26 protein-coding genes and 1 tRNA gene are annotated in these 22,163 nt (G+C 47.4%); 13 read left to right on the top strand and 14 right to left on the bottom strand.

Annotated features, from left to right (window positions below; genetic code table 11):
- Positions 1-17 precede the first annotated feature (17 nt).
- Positions 18-542, top strand: a complete 525-nt coding sequence (locus B9G79_RS12000) for a dihydrofolate reductase family protein (protein WP_232468623.1) — start codon at positions 18-20, stop codon at positions 540-542.
- A 36-nt stretch (positions 543-578) separates the two neighbouring features.
- Here the strand turns inward: B9G79_RS12000 and B9G79_RS12005 are convergent, their stop codons facing one another.
- The 3 genes from B9G79_RS12005 to B9G79_RS18160 form a co-directional block, all read right to left on the bottom strand.
- Complete coding sequence (locus tag B9G79_RS12005) at positions 579-899, bottom strand: hypothetical protein (protein WP_088565718.1); 321 nt, start codon at positions 897-899, stop codon at positions 579-581.
- A 102-nt stretch (positions 900-1,001) separates the two neighbouring features.
- A complete protein-coding gene (locus B9G79_RS12010) occupies positions 1,002-1,739 on the bottom strand; it encodes an SDR family oxidoreductase (protein ID WP_088565719.1) in 738 nt (245 codons plus the stop codon).
- A 93-nt stretch (positions 1,740-1,832) separates the two neighbouring features.
- A complete protein-coding gene (locus B9G79_RS18160) occupies positions 1,833-1,970 on the bottom strand; it encodes a hypothetical protein (RefSeq protein WP_157678779.1) in 138 nt (45 codons plus the stop codon).
- Positions 1,971-2,179: 209 nt separating this feature from the next.
- Between B9G79_RS18160 and B9G79_RS12015 the strand changes: the two genes are divergently transcribed.
- Complete coding sequence (locus tag B9G79_RS12015; RefSeq protein WP_088565720.1) at positions 2,180-2,710, top strand: hypothetical protein; 531 nt, start codon at positions 2,180-2,182, stop codon at positions 2,708-2,710.
- Positions 2,711-2,718: 8 nt separating this feature from the next.
- Here the strand turns inward: B9G79_RS12015 and B9G79_RS12020 are convergent, their stop codons facing one another.
- Both B9G79_RS12020 and B9G79_RS12025 read right to left on the bottom strand, forming a co-directional pair.
- Positions 2,719-3,231, bottom strand: a complete 513-nt coding sequence (locus B9G79_RS12020) for a hypothetical protein (RefSeq protein WP_088565721.1) — start codon at positions 3,229-3,231, stop codon at positions 2,719-2,721.
- 165 nt (positions 3,232-3,396) lie between these two features.
- Positions 3,397-3,930 (bottom strand): gamma-glutamylcyclotransferase, encoded by a 534-nt coding sequence (locus B9G79_RS12025; protein WP_088565722.1) that lies wholly within the window; start codon positions 3,928-3,930, stop codon positions 3,397-3,399.
- Between the two features lie 262 nt (positions 3,931-4,192).
- Between B9G79_RS12025 and B9G79_RS18510 the strand changes: the two genes are divergently transcribed.
- Together B9G79_RS18510 and B9G79_RS12035 are read left to right on the top strand one after the other, a co-directional pair.
- Positions 4,193-4,630 (top strand): substrate-binding periplasmic protein, encoded by a 438-nt coding sequence (locus B9G79_RS18510; RefSeq protein WP_269768114.1) that lies wholly within the window; start codon positions 4,193-4,195, stop codon positions 4,628-4,630.
- A gap of 556 nt (positions 4,631-5,186) precedes the next feature.
- The gene (locus B9G79_RS12035) at positions 5,187-5,828 is read left to right on the top strand and encodes a hypothetical protein (RefSeq protein WP_088565723.1); all 642 of its coding nucleotides are present in this window, start codon (positions 5,187-5,189) and stop codon (positions 5,826-5,828) included.
- Between the two features lie 49 nt (positions 5,829-5,877).
- Here B9G79_RS12035 and B9G79_RS12040 read toward each other — a convergent pair whose 3' ends face one another.
- From B9G79_RS12040 to B9G79_RS12050, 3 genes are all read right to left on the bottom strand, one after another.
- On the bottom strand, positions 5,878-6,429 hold the full coding sequence (locus B9G79_RS12040; RefSeq protein WP_088565724.1) for a hypothetical protein: 552 nt from the start codon (positions 6,427-6,429) through the stop codon (positions 5,878-5,880).
- Between the two features lie 386 nt (positions 6,430-6,815).
- Positions 6,816-7,115, bottom strand: a complete 300-nt coding sequence (locus B9G79_RS12045) for a hypothetical protein (protein WP_088565725.1) — start codon at positions 7,113-7,115, stop codon at positions 6,816-6,818.
- Between the two features lie 95 nt (positions 7,116-7,210).
- Positions 7,211-7,435 (bottom strand): helix-turn-helix domain-containing protein, encoded by a 225-nt coding sequence (locus tag B9G79_RS12050; protein ID WP_157678780.1) that lies wholly within the window; start codon positions 7,433-7,435, stop codon positions 7,211-7,213.
- Positions 7,436-7,533: 98 nt separating this feature from the next.
- On the opposite strand from B9G79_RS12050, the gene B9G79_RS12055 reads away from it, so the two are divergent.
- The gene (locus B9G79_RS12055) at positions 7,534-8,184 is read left to right on the top strand and encodes a hypothetical protein (RefSeq protein WP_088565727.1); all 651 of its coding nucleotides are present in this window, start codon (positions 7,534-7,536) and stop codon (positions 8,182-8,184) included.
- On the opposite strand, the gene B9G79_RS12060 is transcribed toward B9G79_RS12055, so the two are convergent.
- On the bottom strand, positions 8,158-9,060 hold the full coding sequence (locus B9G79_RS12060; RefSeq protein WP_088565728.1) for a hypothetical protein: 903 nt from the start codon (positions 9,058-9,060) through the stop codon (positions 8,158-8,160). The genes B9G79_RS12055 and B9G79_RS12060 overlap by 27 nt on opposite strands.
- 328 nt (positions 9,061-9,388) lie before the next feature.
- Here B9G79_RS12060 and B9G79_RS12065 point away from each other — a divergent pair, with 328 nt between their 5' ends.
- From B9G79_RS12065 to B9G79_RS18585, 3 genes are all read left to right on the top strand, one after another.
- Positions 9,389-10,132: a hypothetical protein gene (locus tag B9G79_RS12065; RefSeq protein ID WP_088565729.1), complete on the top strand. Its 744-nt coding sequence runs from the start codon at positions 9,389-9,391 to the stop codon at positions 10,130-10,132.
- A 243-nt stretch (positions 10,133-10,375) separates the two neighbouring features.
- Positions 10,376-10,588 carry a helix-turn-helix domain-containing protein gene (locus tag B9G79_RS12070; protein WP_088565730.1) on the top strand — a complete coding sequence of 71 codons (213 nt, stop codon included), beginning with the start codon at positions 10,376-10,378 and terminating at the stop codon, positions 10,586-10,588.
- Complete coding sequence (locus B9G79_RS18585; RefSeq protein ID WP_420042857.1) at positions 10,581-12,071, top strand: recombinase family protein; 1,491 nt, start codon at positions 10,581-10,583, stop codon at positions 12,069-12,071. Before B9G79_RS12070 ends, B9G79_RS18585 begins: the two co-directional genes overlap by 8 nt.
- Here B9G79_RS18585 and B9G79_RS12085 read toward each other — a convergent pair.
- A tRNA-Asp gene (locus B9G79_RS12085) sits at positions 12,030-12,106 on the bottom strand. The genes B9G79_RS18585 and B9G79_RS12085 overlap by 42 nt on opposite strands.
- A gap of 168 nt (positions 12,107-12,274) precedes the next feature.
- Here B9G79_RS12085 and B9G79_RS12090 point away from each other — a divergent pair.
- The 5 genes from B9G79_RS12090 to B9G79_RS12110 all read left to right on the top strand — a co-directional run bounded on the left by B9G79_RS12090 (position 12,275) and on the right by B9G79_RS12110 (position 15,803).
- Positions 12,275-12,550, top strand: coding sequence for a heavy-metal-associated domain-containing protein (locus tag B9G79_RS12090; protein ID WP_088565731.1), 276 nt, complete (start codon positions 12,275-12,277; stop codon positions 12,548-12,550).
- Positions 12,551-12,650: 100 nt separating this feature from the next.
- Positions 12,651-13,058, top strand: coding sequence for a response regulator (locus B9G79_RS12095; protein WP_232468625.1), 408 nt, complete (start codon positions 12,651-12,653; stop codon positions 13,056-13,058).
- 76 nt (positions 13,059-13,134) lie between these two features.
- Positions 13,135-13,662 (top strand): oligoribonuclease, encoded by a 528-nt coding sequence (gene orn, locus B9G79_RS12100; protein ID WP_088565733.1) that lies wholly within the window; start codon positions 13,135-13,137, stop codon positions 13,660-13,662.
- A 101-nt stretch (positions 13,663-13,763) separates the two neighbouring features.
- Complete coding sequence (locus B9G79_RS12105) at positions 13,764-14,642, top strand: hypothetical protein (protein WP_088565734.1); 879 nt, start codon at positions 13,764-13,766, stop codon at positions 14,640-14,642.
- Between the two features lie 27 nt (positions 14,643-14,669).
- On the top strand, positions 14,670-15,803 hold the full coding sequence (locus B9G79_RS12110; protein WP_088565735.1) for a DNA alkylation repair protein: 1,134 nt from the start codon (positions 14,670-14,672) through the stop codon (positions 15,801-15,803).
- Here B9G79_RS12110 and B9G79_RS12115 read toward each other — a convergent pair.
- The 4 genes from B9G79_RS12115 to map form a co-directional block, all read right to left on the bottom strand.
- Positions 15,800-17,473 carry a thioredoxin family protein gene (locus B9G79_RS12115; RefSeq protein ID WP_088565736.1) on the bottom strand — a complete coding sequence of 558 codons (1,674 nt, stop codon included), beginning with the start codon at positions 17,471-17,473 and terminating at the stop codon, positions 15,800-15,802. The genes B9G79_RS12110 and B9G79_RS12115 overlap by 4 nt on opposite strands.
- A gap of 104 nt (positions 17,474-17,577) precedes the next feature.
- Entirely contained in the window at positions 17,578-19,170 is a 1,593-nt protein-coding gene (locus tag B9G79_RS12120) for a methyl-accepting chemotaxis protein (RefSeq protein WP_088565737.1), read from the bottom strand.
- A gap of 453 nt (positions 19,171-19,623) precedes the next feature.
- Positions 19,624-20,916 (bottom strand): adenosylhomocysteinase, encoded by a 1,293-nt coding sequence (gene ahcY, locus B9G79_RS12125; protein ID WP_198298079.1) that lies wholly within the window; start codon positions 20,914-20,916, stop codon positions 19,624-19,626.
- A 216-nt stretch (positions 20,917-21,132) separates the two neighbouring features.
- Entirely contained in the window at positions 21,133-21,897 is a 765-nt protein-coding gene (gene map / locus B9G79_RS12130; RefSeq protein ID WP_088565739.1) for a type I methionyl aminopeptidase, read from the bottom strand.
- Between the last annotated feature and the right edge of the window lie 266 nt (positions 21,898-22,163).

The following is a 22,163-nucleotide window of genomic DNA, read 5'->3' on the forward strand; positions in this document are numbered from 1 at the left end:
TTGAGACGGAGGACCTGATGAAGACCATTTATTTCACAGCGGCCAGCTTGGATGGGTATATTGCTGATCCCAACGACTCTCTTGAATGGCTCTTCAAAAACGGCCCCACGGATATTAGTTTCATCGACACTTTTGTAAATACGGTGGGCGCCCTGGCCATGGGCACTTCAACCTACAAGTGGATGCAACAACATGCCGAGGAATGGCCTTATAAAGTCCCCTGCTTTGTTTTCACCCATCAAAACCTTAAGCCTTTCCCCAACGCCGACATCCGTTTTGTTCAGGGGGATGTTGCCAGTCACCACAAAGAAATGCAGAAGCTGGCTGAAGGAAAGAACATCTGGGTTGTGGGCGGTGGTGATCTGGCCGGACAGTTTTACGATCAAGGCCTGTTGAATGAAATGCACATTCAGACTGTGGCGGTCTTTCTAAATGAAGGCAAAAAACTTTTTGCGCGCCAAACCGACACCGCGTTTAAGATAAAGGACATCCGCCAGCACGGAGACACCTGCGTTGAGGTCATCTATTCGGTGACCCCTTAAGGCCTGTGGCTAACGAGGTCGCCACACTGCTTGAACTTACTCAGCGTAAAGAACGCCATGATCTCTCAGATTGCAGTCCAAGTCCAAGGCAAAGGCTTCTTGAAACCAGCCACTGTGATAAGAACCACTATTAAGATAAAGATAGACGTCCTGAGTAGAAGGACCAATTTGCCCTTGTGCGCCCCGACGAGCATCCCCTGCCTGCAGAGTACCTACCAGAACCGGAGACGAGGGACGATCACTGGGGTGTCCGTGCTTGGCTGCGATCTCAGAGATTTGTAAATCACAGTTGGCTGTAGCAGCCTGAGAGCTCAGGACCAGAGAAAAAGACAAAAAAGCAAAAGCGACTTTGTTCATGATGTTCTACCTTTGTTTAAAAGCTATAGGCCTTTGGCTTTAGCTGACTTTCGGGCGCCCCTCAAGTCAGGAGATTGTTCAGAGCCCCGGCCTATAAGAAGTTCAGGGAACAGGCTTTTTAAAGTACATATCTTTGGCCAGATTCTCCAGTTTCACCGGAGACTCCTGCCACACCTTGAACATCTCCTGGCCGATTTTGTCGGGCACAATATCCAAAACCTCTCTTTCGACGTGAGCCAAGATACTGTCTGCTACGTCGGCCGGAGAGGTCATATCCATCTCGGCACCTTTATTCATGTCCGTATCGATGGCACCCGGATTCACCGCATGCACGGCAATACCGTAGGGACTAAGTTCGATACGAGCCGCCTGAGTCATTGAATAAAGAGCGGCTTTGGATGCCGAATATCCAGCAATAAAAGGAAAGTTCACGAACTTGGCTATCGACACGATATTCACAATACGACCGTCGCTGTTGCGCTTAAGCACGGGGACAAAGGCCCTCATCACATCCATTGTCGAGAAGTAATTAACCTGCATGTCCTGGATGAAGCCGTCCCTATTCCCTTCCAAAAAACTTCCGGCATGAAGAGTGCCGGCATTGTTGATCAGAATCTGCACGTCGGCAGCGGACGACACCGCTTCACTGATTTGCTCAAAGTTGGTGATATCGAGCTGAACGGGAACCACGCGCGGGTCTTCATTTATCGGCAATTTGTTTTTATCTCTGGCGGCAGCGTAAACCTTGGCGACACCCCGACGGAGGCAGGCCTTGACTAAAGCGGCACCGATTCCGCGGTTGGCTCCGGTGATAAAAACATTCTTTCCTTTGAAATCCATAAAACCTCCTGGTAGATCCAAGGCAGGCTAGGATATTTCAACTTAAAATACTGGCCATTTACGGACATTGTCGTCCTTCTGTTCGGACCAGAACTACTTCCCGGTGGACACGACGTAATAGATCCCGCACAAAGTGATCAGCACCGGTAATATGAAGGTCAATCCTATCACCCAAAGGGTTTTACGACGTACTTCTCTTTCTGCGATTTCGGAATCTTGAGGCGTGTCCATATCAGTCCTTTACAAAAGACAGGTCTAATTTCGGGGAATTGTAACGACACCATTATCGGAAGACAAATAAAAAGCCCCCGCTCCTTAACCTGATCCAAGTGTACAAAATGTTGCTGTCACTCAGCAGGAGCCTTGAGTTCGGCTCGTATTTCCTTGGAAGGCGCAATAAACAGTTCATCAGCAACTCAGCAATCGTAAAGGAACAAACGATGAAACAGCTTATATCTTCAATAGCGATTATTTCAATGACAGCTCTGACGGCCTTCGCCGGGGAAAGCCAGCAAGTCACCATTGGCAGTGTGTTTACCAATCTAACCACGGAGTGTGTTGAAGTCAGCGCGGCAAACCAACAATCCCCGATTGATTTCTATAATGCCGAATGCAAGGGCTTTGGCGGGTATCAATTAAACATCTCAGGCGGCGACCTTCGCTATCATCCGGAGCTGGCTTACGGTGGGCAGCAGATTGCCCTTAACAACCCGTATTCCTTCCATGACGTGGCTTCAACTGAGGTGGAATGGATGTACCGCAAAACGAATTCCTTAGAGGACGGCAGCGGATCGTTGCAGTGGATTGGCTTTATCTATCGCCTGTCTGAAGCCACTGAAGATGGAATGTCGGATGTGGAAGTGGTGTATGCGGTTCGTTTGGATGGGGCGGACACCTGCTCGATTGGCACCGCCGCCACTGAAGAACAAGCACGGGCGCTTGTTCTGAGCTCAAAGGCTCACTGCAAATAGTCTGACTCTTATTTTGTATTGTCGTGAACGCAAAAGGCCGGAAGCTTATCAAGGGGTCGATCCTGATAGTCGACGGCCCCTAGCTCTTTCAGTTCTTTGAGGGTTGTTTCCCTGACGACGCCATCACCGCCGCGAATTCTAAGTACAAGATGAGTATCAACGTTCGCTGGATTCTCTTTGTCGATTTTGATCTTTTTCTTGTTGTCCCAAGCGACGATAGCCGTATCAACAGAGCCATCTTTCTTTTTAATCTGCACCATCATACTGTCCACTTGGGGTTTGCCGAATGCCGCAACCCGGATCACTTCTTCCAGGTCCGCCAGCTTCATATTCAAGCCAAGTTGTTTGCCCAGAGTGTGACAGAATGAACCCGCGTCAGCGCGTTTGCTAAACTTAATTTTGGAAACCGCGACGGAGTTCTCACCGACATTAACATCCTGAGTAAATGGCAGCAGGTTCGCGTGGGCGTGGAAAACGGAGAAGTTCAAAATTAAGACAGTTGCCAACAAGACTCTTTTCATAGGGCACCTCTGCCCATTTACACTGCGAGAGTCATTCCAGCGTCAACTGCAATAAAGCTTGTTTATACAAAGCAAGCACTGTCGAAGGCGCCAAAAGGCGCCTTCCAAATTTGTTATGTCTTAAATTGAAATACGAAGCTTCTGTTGCAAAGTGAGACGAGGATATTAAGGATTGCCTCGAGCTTTAGCTGGCAATGAGGCCACATACGCCTCTGGCAAACCCGAAGCCCGGGCTCCTCTTATCAAGGCCTCGAGATACCGTTCACTGACAGGACCATCAAGACTGCGACGACTCGGTGACGTCACAAAGGCCGTCGCCTCAAACTCTTGTCCGTCGACGGAAACACTCAGAGTCGTCTCAACTGACATCCCAGTCACGACACCTTCTTTGTGCTGAATAATGGGCCATTCTTTTTCCGGAATCTCAAATAACCTTCCAAAGACAGACGAGTCTTCTTTGGCGACCAACCCGGCAACACGCCCACCCCACCAACGCGAAGGAAAATCAAAAATCAAATCGACACCTTTTGCTTCAGCCACCAGCCCCTCGGGCAATGTGAAAAACTGGTAGCTATGCTCTTCCGCCCAAACCTCGAAAGCCTGGCGATCCAAAACCCCCGAGTATGCAAAATACAATTTGCTTCCGGTTCCTTGAATTTGATTTCTTGCTTGCATCACTTTTCCGTAATGGGCGTCCATATTTGATTTCCTTCTGCTTCTAAGTATCAGGTCTTGGCTCAAAGCTGTTGCAGTGTATCCCGGATCCAAGTCATTTGGCTTTTAATATCGCCTGACTTTGGCCCATTTTTGAAAAAAAAATGGCGGCCCGAAGGAGACGAGTTCAAAACGCCTTTGTGACAACAACATTCTGTTGTTTATCACAATCAAATGTCTAAAAAAAAGACGTGGTATCCTTCAAATTAAACCTTGCGACATCTCAACTGTCTAATAAACTTGGAGTATGAAAACGAAGCTGCTGTACTTCCTATCTTTTTTTATCTTGGCACATTCAGCGCAGGCAAAAACGGAGACTGAACTTCGCGCCGCGATTCCTGCGGGTCTGGCACCACCTCTTTTGATTGAAAAAGAAGGAAAAGTGGACGGCCTTATCGTCGACTATGTCAATGCTTTGGCAGAGGCTATGGGACGTACCGCAAGCTTCAGTGTCGTGACTCGTTATCGACTTAACAGATACATGCTGACAGGCCAAATGGATGTCCTCTGCTATACAAGCAAAATCTGGGATGACGGAGTTAAAAAATTAGATTTCTCTGAAGTTCTTTTTAACAAAAAAGAAGTTATTATTGGCCCGGCACCAATGCCAAAAAAAATAAGCGATCTGCAAGGCAAAAAAATCGGAACGATGCTTCAGTATGTTTACCCTAAGCTCGATCCCTAGATCCCTACTTTGCGTCCGGCAAAATTCTACGCGAAGACAGCTTATCCGAAGAAGGAAATCTAAAAAAACTGCTCAATGGCCGTATCCAGTACGTCGTCACAGATCAAATTTTTTTCGATTATTTCCGTCTTGAAAATCCCAACATTGCAAAGAACCGCGAAGCACTTTTTCTGAGAGACTACCCCATTGTCTGTTCAATCAGTCGCAAAGGGCGAATCACGAAGAAGGAAGTAGACAAAGCCATCGCTGATATTAAAAGTTCGGGAAAAATGAAGGCCTTGTTTAAAAAATACGGCAGCATGTATGTTGATTGATTTTGGGCATAAAAAAACCGAAGACTCAGCTTCGGTGATTTTGGCCATGTTTTCGGAGAAAAAATGGCGGGCCGTATGGGACGAGTTTAGAACTCAATTGCCATAAATTCGCCAATCGCTTAAAGTTCCAGAGAATGAAAGATGGTCAACGACCCTCAATTCGGCGCAGCGAATCCATCTAGGTGTATTTCGCCTTTTGGCACCGAATCCCGCAATTAGAATTCCAAAGAAAGATACACAAAATGGCATCCCAAGATTTCTACGTTACATTGAAAACAAATGACAGGCCTCTAATCGAGATGAACAAAAGAATCGAGAAGCTTACTTTAATGGAAATATGGGTAATGAAAGCGTCTTCACTTTTTGAGCGATATCATCGCCTCCTCGATCAAAATGACAAAGAAACTGACAAAGTAAAAATTGGGATCAACATTGAGGAAATCGACATTTGCTTCATGTCATCGGTGAGTTATTTTCTGAGATGTTTTTTAAATCAAAAAGGAAGTCTCAACCTTGAAATTAATAATGTTACTGCAGACGCTTCTCAAAGAGCCACATATCAAATGCTGATGGACTTGAGGAACGACGAGTACGTTCATTGGAAAGGAGCTCGATCCAAAATTGCTATTAAGTACTCATTTGCCGCACCAACCCCAACTACTTGTGAGTTTGCAAGAACAGTACAGGCCGACTATTCCGAAACAGTCGGGCCAGATCAAAACTCTGATCAAATTCGAACTCTATTTCGCACAACTCTAGAATACATTAATTCACGAAGACTACAGGAGCTTGATGCGATGAGGCAGCGCCTAAGCAAAGCCGAAGCTTGGCCTACTACCAACTTTTACAACCACAATGGGGACCCTGTTATTAAGAAGGATTGACATCTAGCGCCAGAAAAAGAGGACAGTCTCATTGGGTATGCCCATATTTCTATCGCATCTGGCGGCGCTCCGTTAAGCGGACTGCAAACTCTAGATCAACTCCAAGGGTCTTCGTGATAAACTCTGGAGTCATTGCAAAAAAATTTGGTTCTTCAGAACGAAGCTGCATTACAGCCTTAGGCTTTAAAATAAGTAACTCTCTAACCAAATTATAGGCGGCACAGTAATTCGAATTCGTTTTAAGGTCCTCGATAGCTAACCTTCTATAGTCACGTCCCATGTAGTTAGGGGCTTCTATGCTAAACTTAACAGCGAGCCCCTCCTCTAGCATTATCGCTGGAGGATGCCGTGCAGGTGCTAACAAATGAACGACCTCATGAGATAACTGATAAAGAGCCTGATCATCCTTCACTCCCTTCATCAGATGTATCTCGACCATTTTTTCATCGCCTGGGGGATAGTAAAGATAAGGTCCGTCACTTGAGAAGGTTACTCCAGCGAAATTCCAAGTTTTATCTCGACCTCCATACCATTGCTCTGCCGTAGCAAGTAACTTGGATGCTTGTCGTTTGAATTCTCTTCTGGATTCTCTGCTGTTCATTTACAGGCCTTTAATCAAGCCACTCTAGGACAGTATTTTCTTTAGCGAGCAACTTATTTCGATTGCATAGGGAGGAGGTGCACTTATAAGTTAATTCTCGCACTTTAGCTTTACGTACGCCACAGCCATCTCGTATGTACGCTTCGACTATCTTCTCATCTGGGGCCCTCGGGGCACACATCGAACAGGCACTATAGTCACCATAATTCTTCACGTTAGAATACCCACAGCACTTACAGAACTTACCCATAGCACCTCTTAAAAGGTTTAGCTCTCAAAGTTCGCATCTTTAACTATCTAGCCAATTTGCGGTTTTCACTGTCCGGCCAATAAATCCTTGAGCCTCCCGACACGAATACTACTATTGATGACATGCTCATTAAAAGTTACTGACTTTCTTTTTCTACCCCATCCGTCTTCGCTTGAATTTTAAGCAACGGAAGCACGACAGGGAATCCAACTTCACTCGACAGATTAGTAATCAATGCTCGAATGTAGGGCCAACCATTCAGCAGACCATTATGTTTAGAAAAAGCATCAAACATTTCCTGAGTAACTTCTTTAGGGATGTTAGATATAGGCAACTTATAAATAACATCGTACTGAACTGAATATACAATCTTAGCTGGTCCTTTATCGATAGTGACCGTTGCTCCGACCAGTGCTATTAACGTTTTTCCTTCCACCAGCCTTCTCTTGCCTGACTTGTAGTCGACGCTAACATTAGTTGCGGTCTTATCTATATAAATACCACAGTAATTATAGATACTTACAAGTAAGGCTAAGGATCAAACTCCAACAGCTTGCGAATCGGCACATTCAAAACATCGGCAATCCTCGCAATAGTATAGACTTCGGGGCTAGTAAGACCATTTTCGATCTTACTAATGGTACCTCTGGAGAATCCCCCCTCAAGGTAAAGTCGATCCTGACTATAACCTTTTTGTTTTCTTACCTTGGCGATGTGTGCCCCTAAATTCTTTAAAAACCGTTCTTTCTTGTCCATATAACAATTTTGAGACAAATAAGAACGATCACTCTTCCTATAGGAAGGTAAAGTATAGGAAGGGGCTTCCGATAAGAGCATAAACAAGCGGAGATAATATGATAAAAATAACGCGACATATTATGACGACAAAAATAGCCATAACCACCCTGCTTACAACCGCCTGCGCCACCCTAGAAACGCCATATTCTCGCTGGGACAAACTAACCTCAGATCCCCTATACCAATCTGAGAAGAAGACCTTCAACGAACGCCTGAACGGCAAAGAGCTTTGCCCCAGTATCGGGGTCGCAAATTTTACTTATGAAACCTCCATAGTACCGGACAAAAAGTGCATCTACCCTGATGTCAAAATTGCAAAGGTGTACCTGGAAAGCGACAGGGAGTGGGCGAAATCTCTAAAGGTCCTTCAGGTCCTCGACAATGGTTTCATCGTATCCAGCAACTCCCCAAGGGCCACGACCATCTTTATCCACAAAACCGATCAAGAAGGTGTCGTTGATGATACCTACTTAGCGAATGACCCAAATAAATTCCCATTCTATGAGTATACAGGGCCATATTCGTACAATAGCTTAAGTGGCAAACGAACAGTTCACTCATTTAAGAAGGTCGACAGACAAGTCTTCGTACAAGCCCAGAACGGCCTAAACTCTTACTTCTATCTTCGGGACCTTTTCGGAAACGAAAATCTATGGGACTGGGTAGAAGCCATAGAGAAGTCATACAAAAAGTTTGGATACAAATAGGTGCATTATTGCTCCTTGATATCTGTGGGGGAGATAGTCCAGCAGCTTGGGCAATGGCATAGCAGCCTCCCCCTCCCCGCCCAAAGAGTCGGCAACAACTCCAATAGCCTCCGAGAAATAAGGGATTTCTTCTTTTAATTCAGCAATCGCCAGATCCCATGGCGCTACTTCATGCGCCACACGCCCCAAAATCTTATCCCAAATCTTAGCGCATTTCGGGCACCCTTGCGAAAGCTTAGAAACAAAGTCCTCGGAGTTCCATCTCGGCCATTCAGATATCACCTTGGGCATATGACAGGCTTTCTTCTTTATAGCCTTATCAACCAACTTTTTTGCCCTGGAAATTCTATTCTGAACAGTGCCAACCTTAAGAGACTCCCCGAAGCCCCTCCAATATCCAACCTTCTTCAAAATCGCGGTTAAAACATGCGTTGGCTTCAAAAGACCGTTTTCCACTAAAATCTGATGCAAAACCCAAAGATGAAAATCTATAGCCTGAGCGTCCCGTATGTTACTTTTGATTTTTTCCTCCTGGATCAAGAACGCTTTCTCTAGCACAGCCAGGAATAACTGCCGTTTGATAAAATCATCTTCAATGAACTCGTAAGGATTCTGATCTCGCTCCAGTTGCTCGGCGGACCGGCTCAACGTAACCATTCTAAATTGAAGATCTTTTCTGACACTTCTCTTATCTAGGCCACTATTTTGAAGACTCAAAAAGTTGGTCCTAATACGAACAGAACTGACCACTGCCCGTCGCTGATGTGGACTCAACTCTATTCCCAGCTTGGATAACTCGATAGCCATTCGGGAAACCAATTCCATCTCTTTGGGCCAATGTGAAAACTTATCTTTTCTTCTATTTTTTCTATTCATGAGAAACCGCCAGACCGAACCCTTTGCCGTGAATAGTTACGGCTCACGCTTGATACGAGCAAGAACTAAGTTAGCCTTCATGAAAGTCGTAATACCTTGCACAATGTGCACATCAGATAAAGCATGCACCTGTAAAAGCGCCCTCGTATCGTTCTTCGAACTATGCCAACGGACTTCGTCCAGGATATTAACGCGGAAACCTTCGTCAAATGCAGTCCCCCTCCCCCTCGCAGGGGCAGGTATTGATAAGCTCAACGCTTCACTTCAGGAGTCGCCTCTAGCCTCAGATGTCTTAAACACTGCTCGCAACAACAATCTCGAGGTCAAAATGACTCGTTTAGACAAAAAACCTACACTTAGAGTTGGATCTGAAAAGATGTTTATTCATCTTTTGCTAGACCCCACCCACGAAATGATCACGGGGTTAATCTCAAATCCCAATCGATTCAAAAGCTGGACGGACTACGTTGAGTTCATCCAGAGCATCCTCCCGCTAACGAGCATTCAAACGGCTAAAGTCACTAGACTTGATTTGAATATCGATTTCAACACGCCCTTCAATCAGCTAATCCAGCAAATCAATATAAAACAGAAGAGTACCGGCACCCGATACGAGGATAAAAAAGGAGAAAGAACAGGCATTTACATCGGAAAAGGCAGCGAGATTCTGGTCATCTACGACAAAAGCAAGAAAGACAAACTTTCCTCATCACATTCGAGAATTGAACTACGCCTAGCCCGAAAAAAGCTACCGACTCAATCCTTATACGATCTTCCTCAATACCTAAAGAGCAAATCCTTCTTCTCGCATCTGGAAGGAGTTTACGTTGCACCGACGCCAACTCTTATCAGTGACAGCCAGAAGAAAAAGATACAGGAGTTTCAATCCATCTTACAAAGAGATGGCTTCTTTGCAGCTCGCAAGGCTATGGATCAGAATCGGAACTTCGACCGCGACTTCGTCCAGGTTTTAAAGATATCCCCATGGCCTACCCACCCCTCTGAAATCTTTAAACGTGGAATACAAGCCTTTTTAGAGGGCAATAGCGATACGACTAGCGACCTTCACTAGCCGACCCCATAAGTCAGCCAGTGTACTGCTAAAGCAGCATAAGGTTTCACTTAGAACTGGATACTCTCCCCGCACGGCTCTTTTGTGACGAAAGTCCGATAGTTTTTCTTCAGCCGGGGCGAAATTCACCTGCACTTGATCCTTTTTAGACAAAACTCCGCAAGTTTCCAACTTGTGGGGGCCATACAATTTTACCCAAACCCCTTCCTATAGGAAGGTTTCATTTTACAAAGGAGGTTTTAAATGGGTATAGAACAATCATCAACCTTAGGTAACATTGCACACAATGCTGGACATTGGCTGACGGTCAGCCAGTTGGCGAAGAAGTTCAAAGTTCATCCTGAGACTATTCGACGATGGGCCAACAGCGGGCGGCTAAAACATATCCGTCATCCCATCAATAAATATCGCCTATTTCTAGATACGGACTTTAGCGAGGGTAAAGATCATGATTAAAAAAGCAGTCGCTTACGCAAGAGTTTCATCAAAAGAACAAGAGCGCGAAGGCTTTTCAATTCCAGCACAGAAAAAGCTTCTTCAAGACTACGCAAAAAAGAATGGCTTTGAAATTGTCCGATTTTTTGAAGAGGCGGAAACTGCCAAGCAAGCTGGCCGAAAGCAATTTCGAAGGATGTTGGATTTCCTAGAAGAGAATCTGGACATCAAGGACGTCCTAGTCGAAAAGGTTGACCGAATGTATCGCAACTTTCACGACTCGGTGTCCTTACAAACGAATGCCAATCATCTTCGCCTGCATTTCGTAAAACAGGGGAAGATTCACTCAAAAGACTCTAAGTCTCACGACAAGCTTCACCATGATATTGATCTGGCCGTGGCCAATTATCACGTCAACAACCTTTCAGAGGAAGTAAAAAAGGGTTCTGATCAGAAAGCTGCACAAGGGGGCTGGCCAGGGCCAGCCCCTCTTGGGTACAAGAATCGCCTTGAGGATCACACCATCATCATTCACCCCGAAGAAAGCGTTCTAATAAAGAAAGCCTACGACCTGGCCGCCACCGGACAATACTCACTACTAAGGCTTAAAAAAGAAATGCACCGTTTGGGCTTGCGCTCCAAAAGAGCAAAGGTTGAGCTATCGAAATCAGCAATGTCTCGAGTTCTGACCAATCCATTTTACTATGGCTACTTCCTACGCAAAGGAACCCTATACAAGGCCACTCATCCCCCTATCATCTCAAAAGACCTTTTCGATAGAGTCCAAGAAATAATGGGCTATGTTAAGAAACCCCATCAGACAAAGCGCCTCCTTACCTACCGTGGCACCGTCACCTGTGCCCATTGTGGATGTTCTATCACCGGGGAGGTAAAAAAGGGGCGCTATACATACTACCGATGCACCAATGGGAAGCTCATTTGCGACAATGTTGTATATCTTCGCGAAGCCGAACTAGATGAGGGCTTCAAAAACGCACTTAGAAGAATCAAGATACCTCGTGAGATCATCGAATGGACCGAAAACGAGCTGAAACAGTCCTCGGCTGCGCAATTCAAAGAGAGCCAGGCACAACTGAGCCTACTAAAGAAACGTTTCAGGGAAATAGAAGGACGACTATCACTAGCCTATGACCACTATTTGGACGGCAAAATCACCTCAGATATGTGGGAACTCAAATCAAAACAATGGCAGGATGAGAAGGCGTCACTTCAGAATCAATTAACCACTCTAGAACTCCAAGACCAAGGGGAGCAAAAAAACGTACTTCCCTTGATGGACTTGGCTTCCAAGGCATCAACGCTCTTTGATTCTATGACTTCTGATGAAAAACGGGAGATGTTAGGTTTGGTACTATCGAACCCACAAATAAAAAACGGAAGTCTTCAATATGACTTCCGTTTTCCTTTTTCCTACTTCGTGGGGATCGGCCATTTAGAAAAATGGCGGGGTGGACGGGACTCGAACCCGCGGCCTTCCGCGTGACAGGCGGACGTTATAACCAACTTAACTACCACCCCAGTGGCGTTTCGGAGAATCTTTTATAGCCAAGTCGGACACCCCTGACAACATTATTTTTAAAAAAACTTAATATCATGGCGTCCTATGCCCTCTTTTTGGGCAAATAAAGCCCTAGCCGGGCAGTTTTGAAGGGTATAAGGTCTTTGCACCATCAAGGAGACCCCAAAATGAAGAAACTTTTGGCTGTAACTGCCCTGCTACTGTCCCAAGCCGCTGTGGCTGAATCCATCACCTATGACGTTGAAGGCATGCACTGTGCTTCCTGCGCCAAATCCATCAAGGCTCAGGTGTGCAAAATGGACGGCCTGGAAAAATGCGATGTTACTGTCGGCAAAGTGATTGTCTCACCTAAAGCCGGTTCAACGATTTCTCAAGATCAGATTCAAGCGGCGATTTCAAAAGCCGGTGAATACAAGATCATCAACTCTTCAAAGTCCAAGTAAGATTGTGGAATCATCGAATCCCCTTTTCAGGGGGTTCGATTAAAAAAAATTGACCATAGAGCGCGATGACCTGGCCGCACTTCTTTGGCATAATGATCCCATGATTAACACAGTATCCGCAGCCCCCAAGGGTCGCCTGCTTATTATCGATGACGAATTTGAACTTCTGGAAGTCCTGACGGCCATCCTTGAAGGCAGCACGTCTGAAATCCACCGCGCCAACAACGGCATCGAAGGCATTGATCTGCTGAAAACCCAACAATTCGACGCGGTTCTTTCTGATGAAAAGATGCCAAAGAAATCCGGCCTGGAAGTTCTGAAGTGGATGCGTGAAAACGGCCTGCAGATCCCTTTTATCATTCACACCGGCTATGGTCAGAAGGACATGGTGCTGGAAGCTCAAAGATTGGGCGTGTATGCCTTTATTGACAAGCCGTGGGATGAAAACTCCCTCATTTCCACCGTGGAACGTGCCCTAAAAACTGGGATGGAGCAAAAGAAGGCCTAAAGGCCTTGTCTCCCCCACCCAAATCCCTCATCATAGAGAGCATCCGGGCCTGTGGCGCCCTAGAATAGGAACTCTCATGAACAAGCTCTTTTGGATCGACATGGAGATGACCGGTCTTGATGTCGAGAAGGAAGTGATCATCGAAGTGGCGGCCATCGTCACGGATCTGAACTTCAAGGAACTCGAAACATTTGAAACCGTGGTGAAGCAGCCCCAGAAATATCTGGACAGCATGGACGCCTGGAACACGGAACATCACAGGAAATCCGGCCTGACCGCTAAGGTGCCTACCGGAATGGATCCGGATCAGGTGGAAGCCAAACTTGTGGACATGGTGAAGAAGCACTTCCCGGATCCAAAGGACAAGCCGGTACTTGCGGGGAATTCCATCATGCAAGACCGCCTTTTCATCAACAAGTACATGCCGGAATTTGCCGGTCGCCTGCACTACCGCATGGTGGATGTGTCTTCCTGGAAGGTCATCATCAACAATAAGTTCAAATACGTGTACCAGAAGGCCAATAAGCACCGTGCCCTGGAAGACATCCGCGAAAGCATCCAGGAACTGCGCCACTATACCGATAAAATGCACTTCACGAAATAACGCCCAAACATGCGTCCACTGCGGATCTTAAGGCAGCGGACGCATGCTCATTTCTTTTGACTCGAAAATCAAAGGCCCCTACTTTCTTGTGCAGGAGCTGAATGATGCGCAAAAGTCTGCTGTTTTTGCTATGTCTGTTTCTTCCTGTGGCCGGCATTGCTGCCGAGATGGTTTACATTTACCATCCGCCGGAATCTGAAATGGATCGTCGTTACGCCTACCACTGGGATCTCTTAAAGGCGGCGTTGGAAATCACCAAAGATAAATATGGGCCCTATGTTTTAAAGCCCAGCGTGCGCATGACGGAAGACCGTCAGATGCGCGAGCTTTTGTCGAACTCGCAAAAGCTGACTGTCATGATCCGCGAAACATCCATCAAACGCGAGCGTCAGCTTGAGACCGTGCGCATCCCCATCGACAAAAGCCTGATTTCTTATCGCGTTTTGCTGATCAATAAAAAAGACAAGGCCACTTTTGCCAAGATCACCACACTGGATCAGCTAAAAAAAATCCCCATGCGCCAGGGCGAAGGATGGGGGGACAATGCCATTCTTGAAAGCGCCGGATTCCGCGTGCTGGAAGAAGTTTACTATGATCGTATCTTTGAAAATCTGGTATTCAGCGCTCACACCACGGCCTTTCCCCGCGGCGTAACTGAGGTGCTCGAAGAATATCATGCACGCAAAGAACGCCTGCCTCAGTTGATGATCGAAGAAAATCTTTTGTTGTATTATCCCCTGCCGACTTATTTCTGGTTTCCGCAGACAGCAGAGGGAAAAAAGCTCGCACTCCGAACCAAAGAGGGTTTGGAAAAGCTGATCCAAACCGGTGAATTTGACCGGATGTTCAACAAAGCCTATGGCAAAGTTATTGCCGATCTGAATCTTAAGAACAGAAAACTGTTCAGAATCGACAATCCCATGTTGCCAACAACGGTTCCCTTCGACGATAAGAAGCTGTGGTTTGATCCGACCAAATAAATTCGGATCAGACGGAAGGGCTGCCTTATGCCGCAGAAGAAAACCGCTGAAAACGAATCGGCCTTTAAAAACTGGATCAACGAAGCACTGGTGCGCCGTATGGCCGAACATGTGCAATATCACCACCCTGCTTTTGATAGCATGAGCTTTCAAAAGCTCAGCCGTGAGCTGTCCGCGCTGGAGATGAAACCTCGTGTTCAGTTGATCCGCGGACGCTTGCAGTCTCATCTTCCCGAAGACTACACCAAAGCCTTAAACATTTTACTTAAAGCCGTAACGAAGCCCAAACCCGGTGTTGAGCCGCTGGCAGGCTTTGATCTTTGGGCTTTCACTGAGTTTGTCCAAGCTTATGGCCTGGAACATTTTGATGAATCCATGAAGGGTCTGCACACGCTGACCCAGAAATTCACCGCCGAATGGGCTGTGCGTCCCTTCCTGATCCACCGTCAGGAAGAAACCCTGAAACAGTTGATGGCCTGGACACGGGATGAAAGCCATCACGTGCGCCGCTGGGTTTCGGAAGGCTCCCGCCCCCGCCTGCCGTGGGGCGAGCTGCTGCGCGAATTTATCAAAGACCCGGCTCCGACATTAAAACTATTGGAAGAGCTGAAATACGATGAAGAGCTTTACGTGCGCAAGTCCGTGGCCAATCATCTGAATGACATCACCAAAACTCATCCCGAGGTGGTGATCAAAACTCTGAAGCGCTGGCAGAAAGAGTCTCCGAAAGAGCATAAAGCCAAAATCGACTGGATCACCCGTCATGCTCTGAGAACGCAAGTAAAGGCCGGAAACCCGGAGGCCTTAAAGCTTTTGGGTTATCACACCGAAGCCACCGTGAAGCTGCATGATCTGACGTTGAAGCCAAAGACCGTGAAAACCGGCGGCCACCTTGAAATGTCGTTTGCTCTGACAAGTTCAAAAGATGCAACAGTTGTCGTGGACTATGCGATTCACTATAAAAAGGCCAACGGCACAAATTCAGCCAAAGTGTTCAAGCTTGCCAATAAAGAGCTGAAAGCCAAAAAGCGGATGGAGTTCACGAAAAAGCATTCCTTCCGCCCGGTGACCACGCGAGTCCTTTACCCGGGCTCGCATGTTGTCGAGATCTTTGTGAATGGAAAGAGCCTGGGGAAGGCCACTTTCCTTTTGAAGGATTAAAGGTCTTTCTTCAACTGCTCCAGGGATTTTAGAACTTCCTTGAAGCGCTCCTCTTTCACTTCCGGATGAGCCAAAGCGATCTCGATGGTCTTTTTGGCTTCGTCCTTTTGTTTTAGTTCTTTCTGGATCTCAGCCAAAGTTTGCAGGTTATGAAGACGAAGATCTTCACCCAACTCCACTGCCAGCTTGGCCTGCGGCAGGGCTTTTTCGTAAGCCTTGTTACGCACGTAGTAGTTTGCAAGCTTCATGTGCGGCACGTAGCTGTTGGGATCAGCCTTTTCAAGTTTCAGCAGCCAGGATTCCTCGATTTCGGGAAGTCCGGCCTGGCGGAAGTAATACAACGTCGCCATCACTTCGCCCGGTCTTTTTTCCGAAAGCTTCAAAGAACGCACTTCTTCCTGCAGTTCTTTTTGAATTTTTACGACTTCTTCTTTTTGCCCCAGAGCTTCGGCAGATGTTTTCCACATGGAAAGGGCTTCCGCCCGCTCTACCGGTGCCATCGGACTGACATCCCAGGCCGCCACCCATTTGACGGTGTCGGCTTTGGATTTTGTCAGATTCTGCAGGAACTCACAGTTGGCCTTCAGACGTTCTTTCAAATCAGCCGGAAGTTCTTTCTTTTCATTCTGCAGAAACTCGGCCCATTCGTTGGTGGCTGTCACGCCGGTGAAACTTTGCGGCTTCAGATCGGCCCATTTTTTCAGGATGGCAAAATACTCGTCCGTCTTCTTGTCAGCACGGGCCTTCTTTGCAGCCATTGAAGTTTCGGCCGAGGCAAAACGATCCGACTGGGAATCAATCTGGCGATACCACTTTACTGAACTTTCCATATCCAGAGCGTTGTAGGCATTCTCGGCCAGGGTTTCGATGGCCTTTTGATCTCCGGCCTGTGCCAGTTTTTCAAGATCCGCAGCGGACTGCAGGTTCTTTTTCGCGTCTTTGATACGTTGGGCGTAAATATCGGCGGGCGCAAAATCCAGGGCACGATAAAGCTCGGTGCCGTCGGGTTTTAAGATCAACACTGTGGGAATAGCTTTAATATTGTACTGCTTCCCGAACGATTTATTGACGGTCATGTCAGCATTCAAAGCAACAAGAACGAAATCTTTCGTGACGCTTTTAAAAGCCTTGGTACCAAACACTTCGGTTTCAAGACGAACACAGGCCGGACACCAAGGGGCGCCGTAATCAACCAGCAGATTTTTTTTGGACTTTGCCGCCAAAACTTTGGCAGCTTCCAGATCATTTTCGATAAAGCCGTGGTGGTTCTTGTGAACTTTGCCCGTGGAAGCTTTCACTTCCGGCTTGGCAAGGTCGGCTTTTTTGACTTCGCTTGCTGACTTTAATTTTCCCGCGGAAAGCATGTAAGTGATTTTATGCTCTTCACAGACGGTTTTCTTGTCGTCGCAGACATAGAAGCCAAGTTCGAATGGCTCATTTTCTTTTGCTGGCATGGCGAAGATCAATTGAGACTCTTCTTTAACAAGAGGCGCGATCTCCGCGCCCTTCATAACAAAGGCAGCAGGAGCTTCTTTATTGAAATGAAAACCTTTTTGAATGGCGCCGACAATTTTTCCGTCTTTCACGGTGAATGTGGCTTTGCCGTCCGAAAGACGACCGAATGCGGATGCCGCGATGAACAGGGTTAAGATAAAACCAAGAACCTTCATAAGTCCTCCTGAATATCTTAAAACCCTATCACGGCGAAGGCAGATAACAACGCCTACGCCGCTCATGCTGCGGCGTAGATGTAAAAAGTCACCAGGCACCTTTTTTAGAAGCCGTCGGTGGTTCCTACTTTGCCCCAGTCGTCCATGGAATCGGTTGCGGGGGCTTTGCGTGGGGCTGCGGCGACCGGCGCTGGGCGCTTCTTGGCGGACTTGATGTCGATTGCTTTGGATTTGGACTGCCCACTGCTCACAGCGGCTGTGATTTCACGACGCACGCCTTTGATGGTGTAGGTCAACAGGTCCACGACTTTATCCAGTTGCTGGGCTTGCGCTGACAGCTCCTGGGAAGCGGCGGCCGCTTCTTCCGAAGTCGCGGCGTTCACCTGTGTCACCTGATCCAATTGGTTCATCGCTTTGCTGATCTGAGTAACCCCGTTGGATTGTTCTTCGCTGGCGCCGGCAATTTCGGCGTTCAGACTTGAAACCTTCTGAGCGGACTGCACAATTTCGCCCAGGACTTTACCGCTTTGTTGGGCCTGATTGGCTCCGCGGTCAATTTTCTCAACACTGCCCTTGATCAACTCAGTGATATCCTTGGCCGCAGAAGAACTGCGCTGAGCCAGGTTGCGAACCGCCTCGGCCACAACCGCAAAACCTTTCCCCTGCTCTCCGGCACGGGCCGCTTCCACGGCGGCGTTCAAGGCCAGCAGATTTGTCTGGAAGGCAATGTCGTCGATGACATTGATAATCTCTTCAATACGCTTGGAGTCCTGGGAAATCGCCTGCATGGATTCCATCAGGGAATGAATCTCTTTATCACCCCGGCTGGCAACCTGACTGGTTTCGCCAGACAAACGAGCGGCCTCGCGTGCGTTGTCCGCGTTGATCTTGATCATGGAAGTCAGTTCTTCCAGTGTTGCCACAGTTTCTTCCAAAGACGCCGCCTGTTCCGAGGACGCTTCCGCCAATTGTTCTGAAGAAACCGAGATCTGCTGGGAAGCCCCGGACACTTGCGTGGAGTTTTCCGTCAAATCCGAAATCACGCGGTTGATGCTGACACTCAAAGAGCGCAGCACCAGGAACGCACAGGCAATCCCGAACAACAATGCACCCAGCACCGTGCCCACCAAAAGATTGCGGGACTGAGCATAGGCGACTTCCGCCGCCTTTTGTTCAGCCTGCATGCGCTCGTTATTGCTCTTTACCATGCCGTCGACAATTTCAGTTCCACGCACGCGAACATCACGGCCTTTGGTGACCAGAATGCTCAAGGCCTCTTTGTCGTGCCCTTGATCATAAAGCTCTGTGACTTGCTGATTCAGCTCAGTCCATTCCTTATAGACGGCTTCAAATTCTGCAATACGCTTAAGCCCGGCTTCATCCGCCAGCGTTTTTCGCTGCTCCAGAATCCCGGCCATTTCCTTGTGGCGTTCAGCGATATACTTCCGAGCCGCATCCCGGGCTGGACTTCCAGCCGGATTCAAAGCAAAGTTTCTTTCATTAATGACTTGAGTAAGGAAGACTTCCTTCATCATGTGATCCCGATCAATTCGAGGCACCGTGATGTTCGTAATATGAGTCAAAGTAAAATTCAGATTCCCAAGACTGCGCCAGCTCATCACCGCAATCAGAGCAGAACAAATCACAAGGATCCCAACAATCATAGACACTTTAAAATTCAAACTTCGTACGTTCATGATTTCCCCTTAATGGGGGAATGTATCGGGCCCGGATTAAATAAACCTAAGGAACAAACCAGTTAAATTATTTTGATTTCGATTCTGAAATCTCAAGATCTTCAATAAATTCCAATTTCAAAACACCACAAAAATTCTTAACAACACAAAAAAATTCTACTCTACTCCCCCATCTATCGCACGCCACAAGCCCACACAACCAAGCTGGTCACCAGCAAGGGAAGAGGGGCTGTCTGGGGTTAGAAACCGAGTTCCACAGCGCAAGTTATGTCGGCAATAAAAAAGAAGAACGAACAAAGGCAAAAAAAAGGGAGCCACGATGGGCTCCCAAGCGCGAGGAAAAATTGGCCATGATGGCCAATTTTCGCGAAGTCCGAAGGATCGAGGGCAGGAGCCCTCGACACTGTCCGAGAGTTTCTAACCCCAGACAACCCCTCTTCCCTTACGGGTTGATTAGTAACGGTAGTGCTCAGGCTTGAACGGGCCTTGAGGACTCATGTGCAGGTACTTGGCTTGTTTGGAAGAAAGTTTCGTCAACTTCACACCCAATTTATCCAAGTGCAATGCCGCCACTTTTTCGTCCAAGTGCTTAGGCAAGCGGTAAACGGCGATGTCCTGGTACTTGTCACAGTTGTTGAAAAGTTCCATTTGCGCCAACACCTGATTGGTGAAGGAGTTGGACATAACGAAGCTTGGGTGGCCCGTAGCGCAACCCAAATTCACCAAACGGCCTTTAGCCAGGATGATCACCTGTTTGCCGTTTTTCAATGTGTGGATGTCCACTTGTGGTTTCACTTCACGCATTTTGGAGTTCTTGTTCAACCAAGCCATGTCGATTTCGATATCGAAGTGACCGATGTTGCACACGATCGCGTTGTTTTTCATTTTCATGAAGTGCTTGTCAGTGATGATATCGCAGCAGCCAGTTGCTGTTACGAAGATGTCACCCAATGGAGCAGCATCTTCCATCGTTGTCACTTCGAAACCTTCCATTGCCGCCTGAAGCGCGCAGATTGGATCGATTTCAGTCACAAGAACGCGGGCACCCAGACCACGCAAAGAGTGCGCAGAACCTTTACCCACATCGCCGTAACCTGCAACAACGCAGATCTTACCGGCAACCATCACGTCCGTTGCTCGTTTGATACCGTCAGCCAAAGATTCGCGGCAACCGTACAGGTTGTCGAACTTGGATTTGGTCACAGAGTCATTGATGTTGATCGCCGGAACTTTCAGTTTACCCTGTTTTACCAGGACTTCCAGATTGTGAACACCGGTGGTTGTCTCTTCAGAGATACCGATGATTTTCTTCATTTCTTTGGCGAAACGAGGCTCGTGCATCATGTTCGTCAAATCACCACCGTCGTCCAGGATCATGTTGAAGCCTTCTTTGCCCCAACCCACGATAGTTTGTTCGATACACCAGTTGAATTCCTGTTCAGTCAGACCTTTCCAGGCAAACACTGGAATGCCCGCTGCCGCGATAGCCGCTGCTGCGTGATCCTGAGTGGAGAAGATATTGCAAGAAGACCAGCGGATTTCCGCGCCAAGCTCTACAAGCGTTTCGATCAGAACCGCAGTCTGGATAGTCATGTGGAGGCAACCCGCGATACGAGCGCCTTTCAAAGGCTGCTGTTTTTTGTACTCTTTACGAAGAGCCATCAAACCTGGCATTTCAGTTTCGGCAATCTTGATTTCTTCACGACCCCATTTAGCAAGCTTTGCGAAAACCTCTGGGTTTTCCATCGCTTCTTTGCTGACTCTGTAGTCAACAACTGGAGTTTTAGCAGCAGCTTTAGTTGCTGTAGGAGCTTTCATTTTAGCATTTTTCTTCATAGCGGTTTTTCCGTTCGTCGTAGTCAATGACATTTGATTGAAGTCCTTGTCTTGTTATGTTTCTAAATTCAAATCTGCTTCAGCTTACGTGCCTACCGGCACTCCAGCTCTGCCGGCTTTCGCCGCTTAAGGCAGCGTTAAGATTTCATAGCCAGTATCCGTCACAAGAACTGTATGTTCAAATTGTGCGGACAGTAGACTATCTGCAGTATGATAGTACTTAATACTGCTTCCTGGAATGTCGAATTCGATGATTTCGTCAGTCCCTTGGTTCACCATCGGTTCGACGGTGATACAGTGGAACGGCACCAGGCGCTCGCCTTTGCCTTTTTTGCCATAGGATGGAACAAACGGCTCTTCATGGAACTTGCGGCCCACACCGTGACCACCGATCTCTTTCACGGCGACATAACCCTTGCGGGTCACAAGCTTGTTCGTTTCAAAACCGATGTCCCCGGTATAACCATTCGGACGAATGGCTTCGATACCGATATCACGCGCCATACGGGCGGTTTCCACCAGGTCCTTGGCTTCATCAGAAACGTTACCGATCATGTACATCTTGGAAGTGTCTCCAAAGAAACCATCAATCCAAGCCGTCACGTCGACATTGATAATGTCCCCGTCTTTCAAGATGGTTTTGTCATCAGGAACGCCATGGCAGACAACTTCATTGATGGAAGTACAAGTGTATTTAGGATAGCCATGATACCCCAGACATGCCGACTTGGCACCTTTGGTCGCCATAAAATCGAAGCAAAGCTGATCGATCTCGTTCGTGGTCATACCAATTTTGATATATTTATCCAGGTAAGTGAGTGTGTCGGCCGCAATACGGCAGGCAACAGTCATCTTTTTGATTTCTTCCAAAGAAAGCGGCTTAATTCCCATAGAGGATGGTATAGCACAGCCCCCCACCCTTGAACAGACCAAAACCCCAACTCCCACCAGGGAAAATCCAAGCCCACCTTTGATAAAAGCAGCCGTTTCCCCTCTAAAATCGAGCTAATAAACCACCACCCCAAAAGCCAAGCACCACCCCTACCAAGGGGGGCGGCGAAGCCCAAGCGACCCACAAAGCGGAAGCCCATACCCGCAACGACGAAGTCGAGCCCAAAAGGCGACCCCGCGAAGCGGAAGCCCACAGTACACGACGG

Source organism: Bdellovibrio bacteriovorus (assembly GCF_002208115.1).
Lineage (GTDB): Bacteria > Bdellovibrionota > Bdellovibrionia > Bdellovibrionales > Bdellovibrionaceae > Bdellovibrio > Bdellovibrio bacteriovorus_C.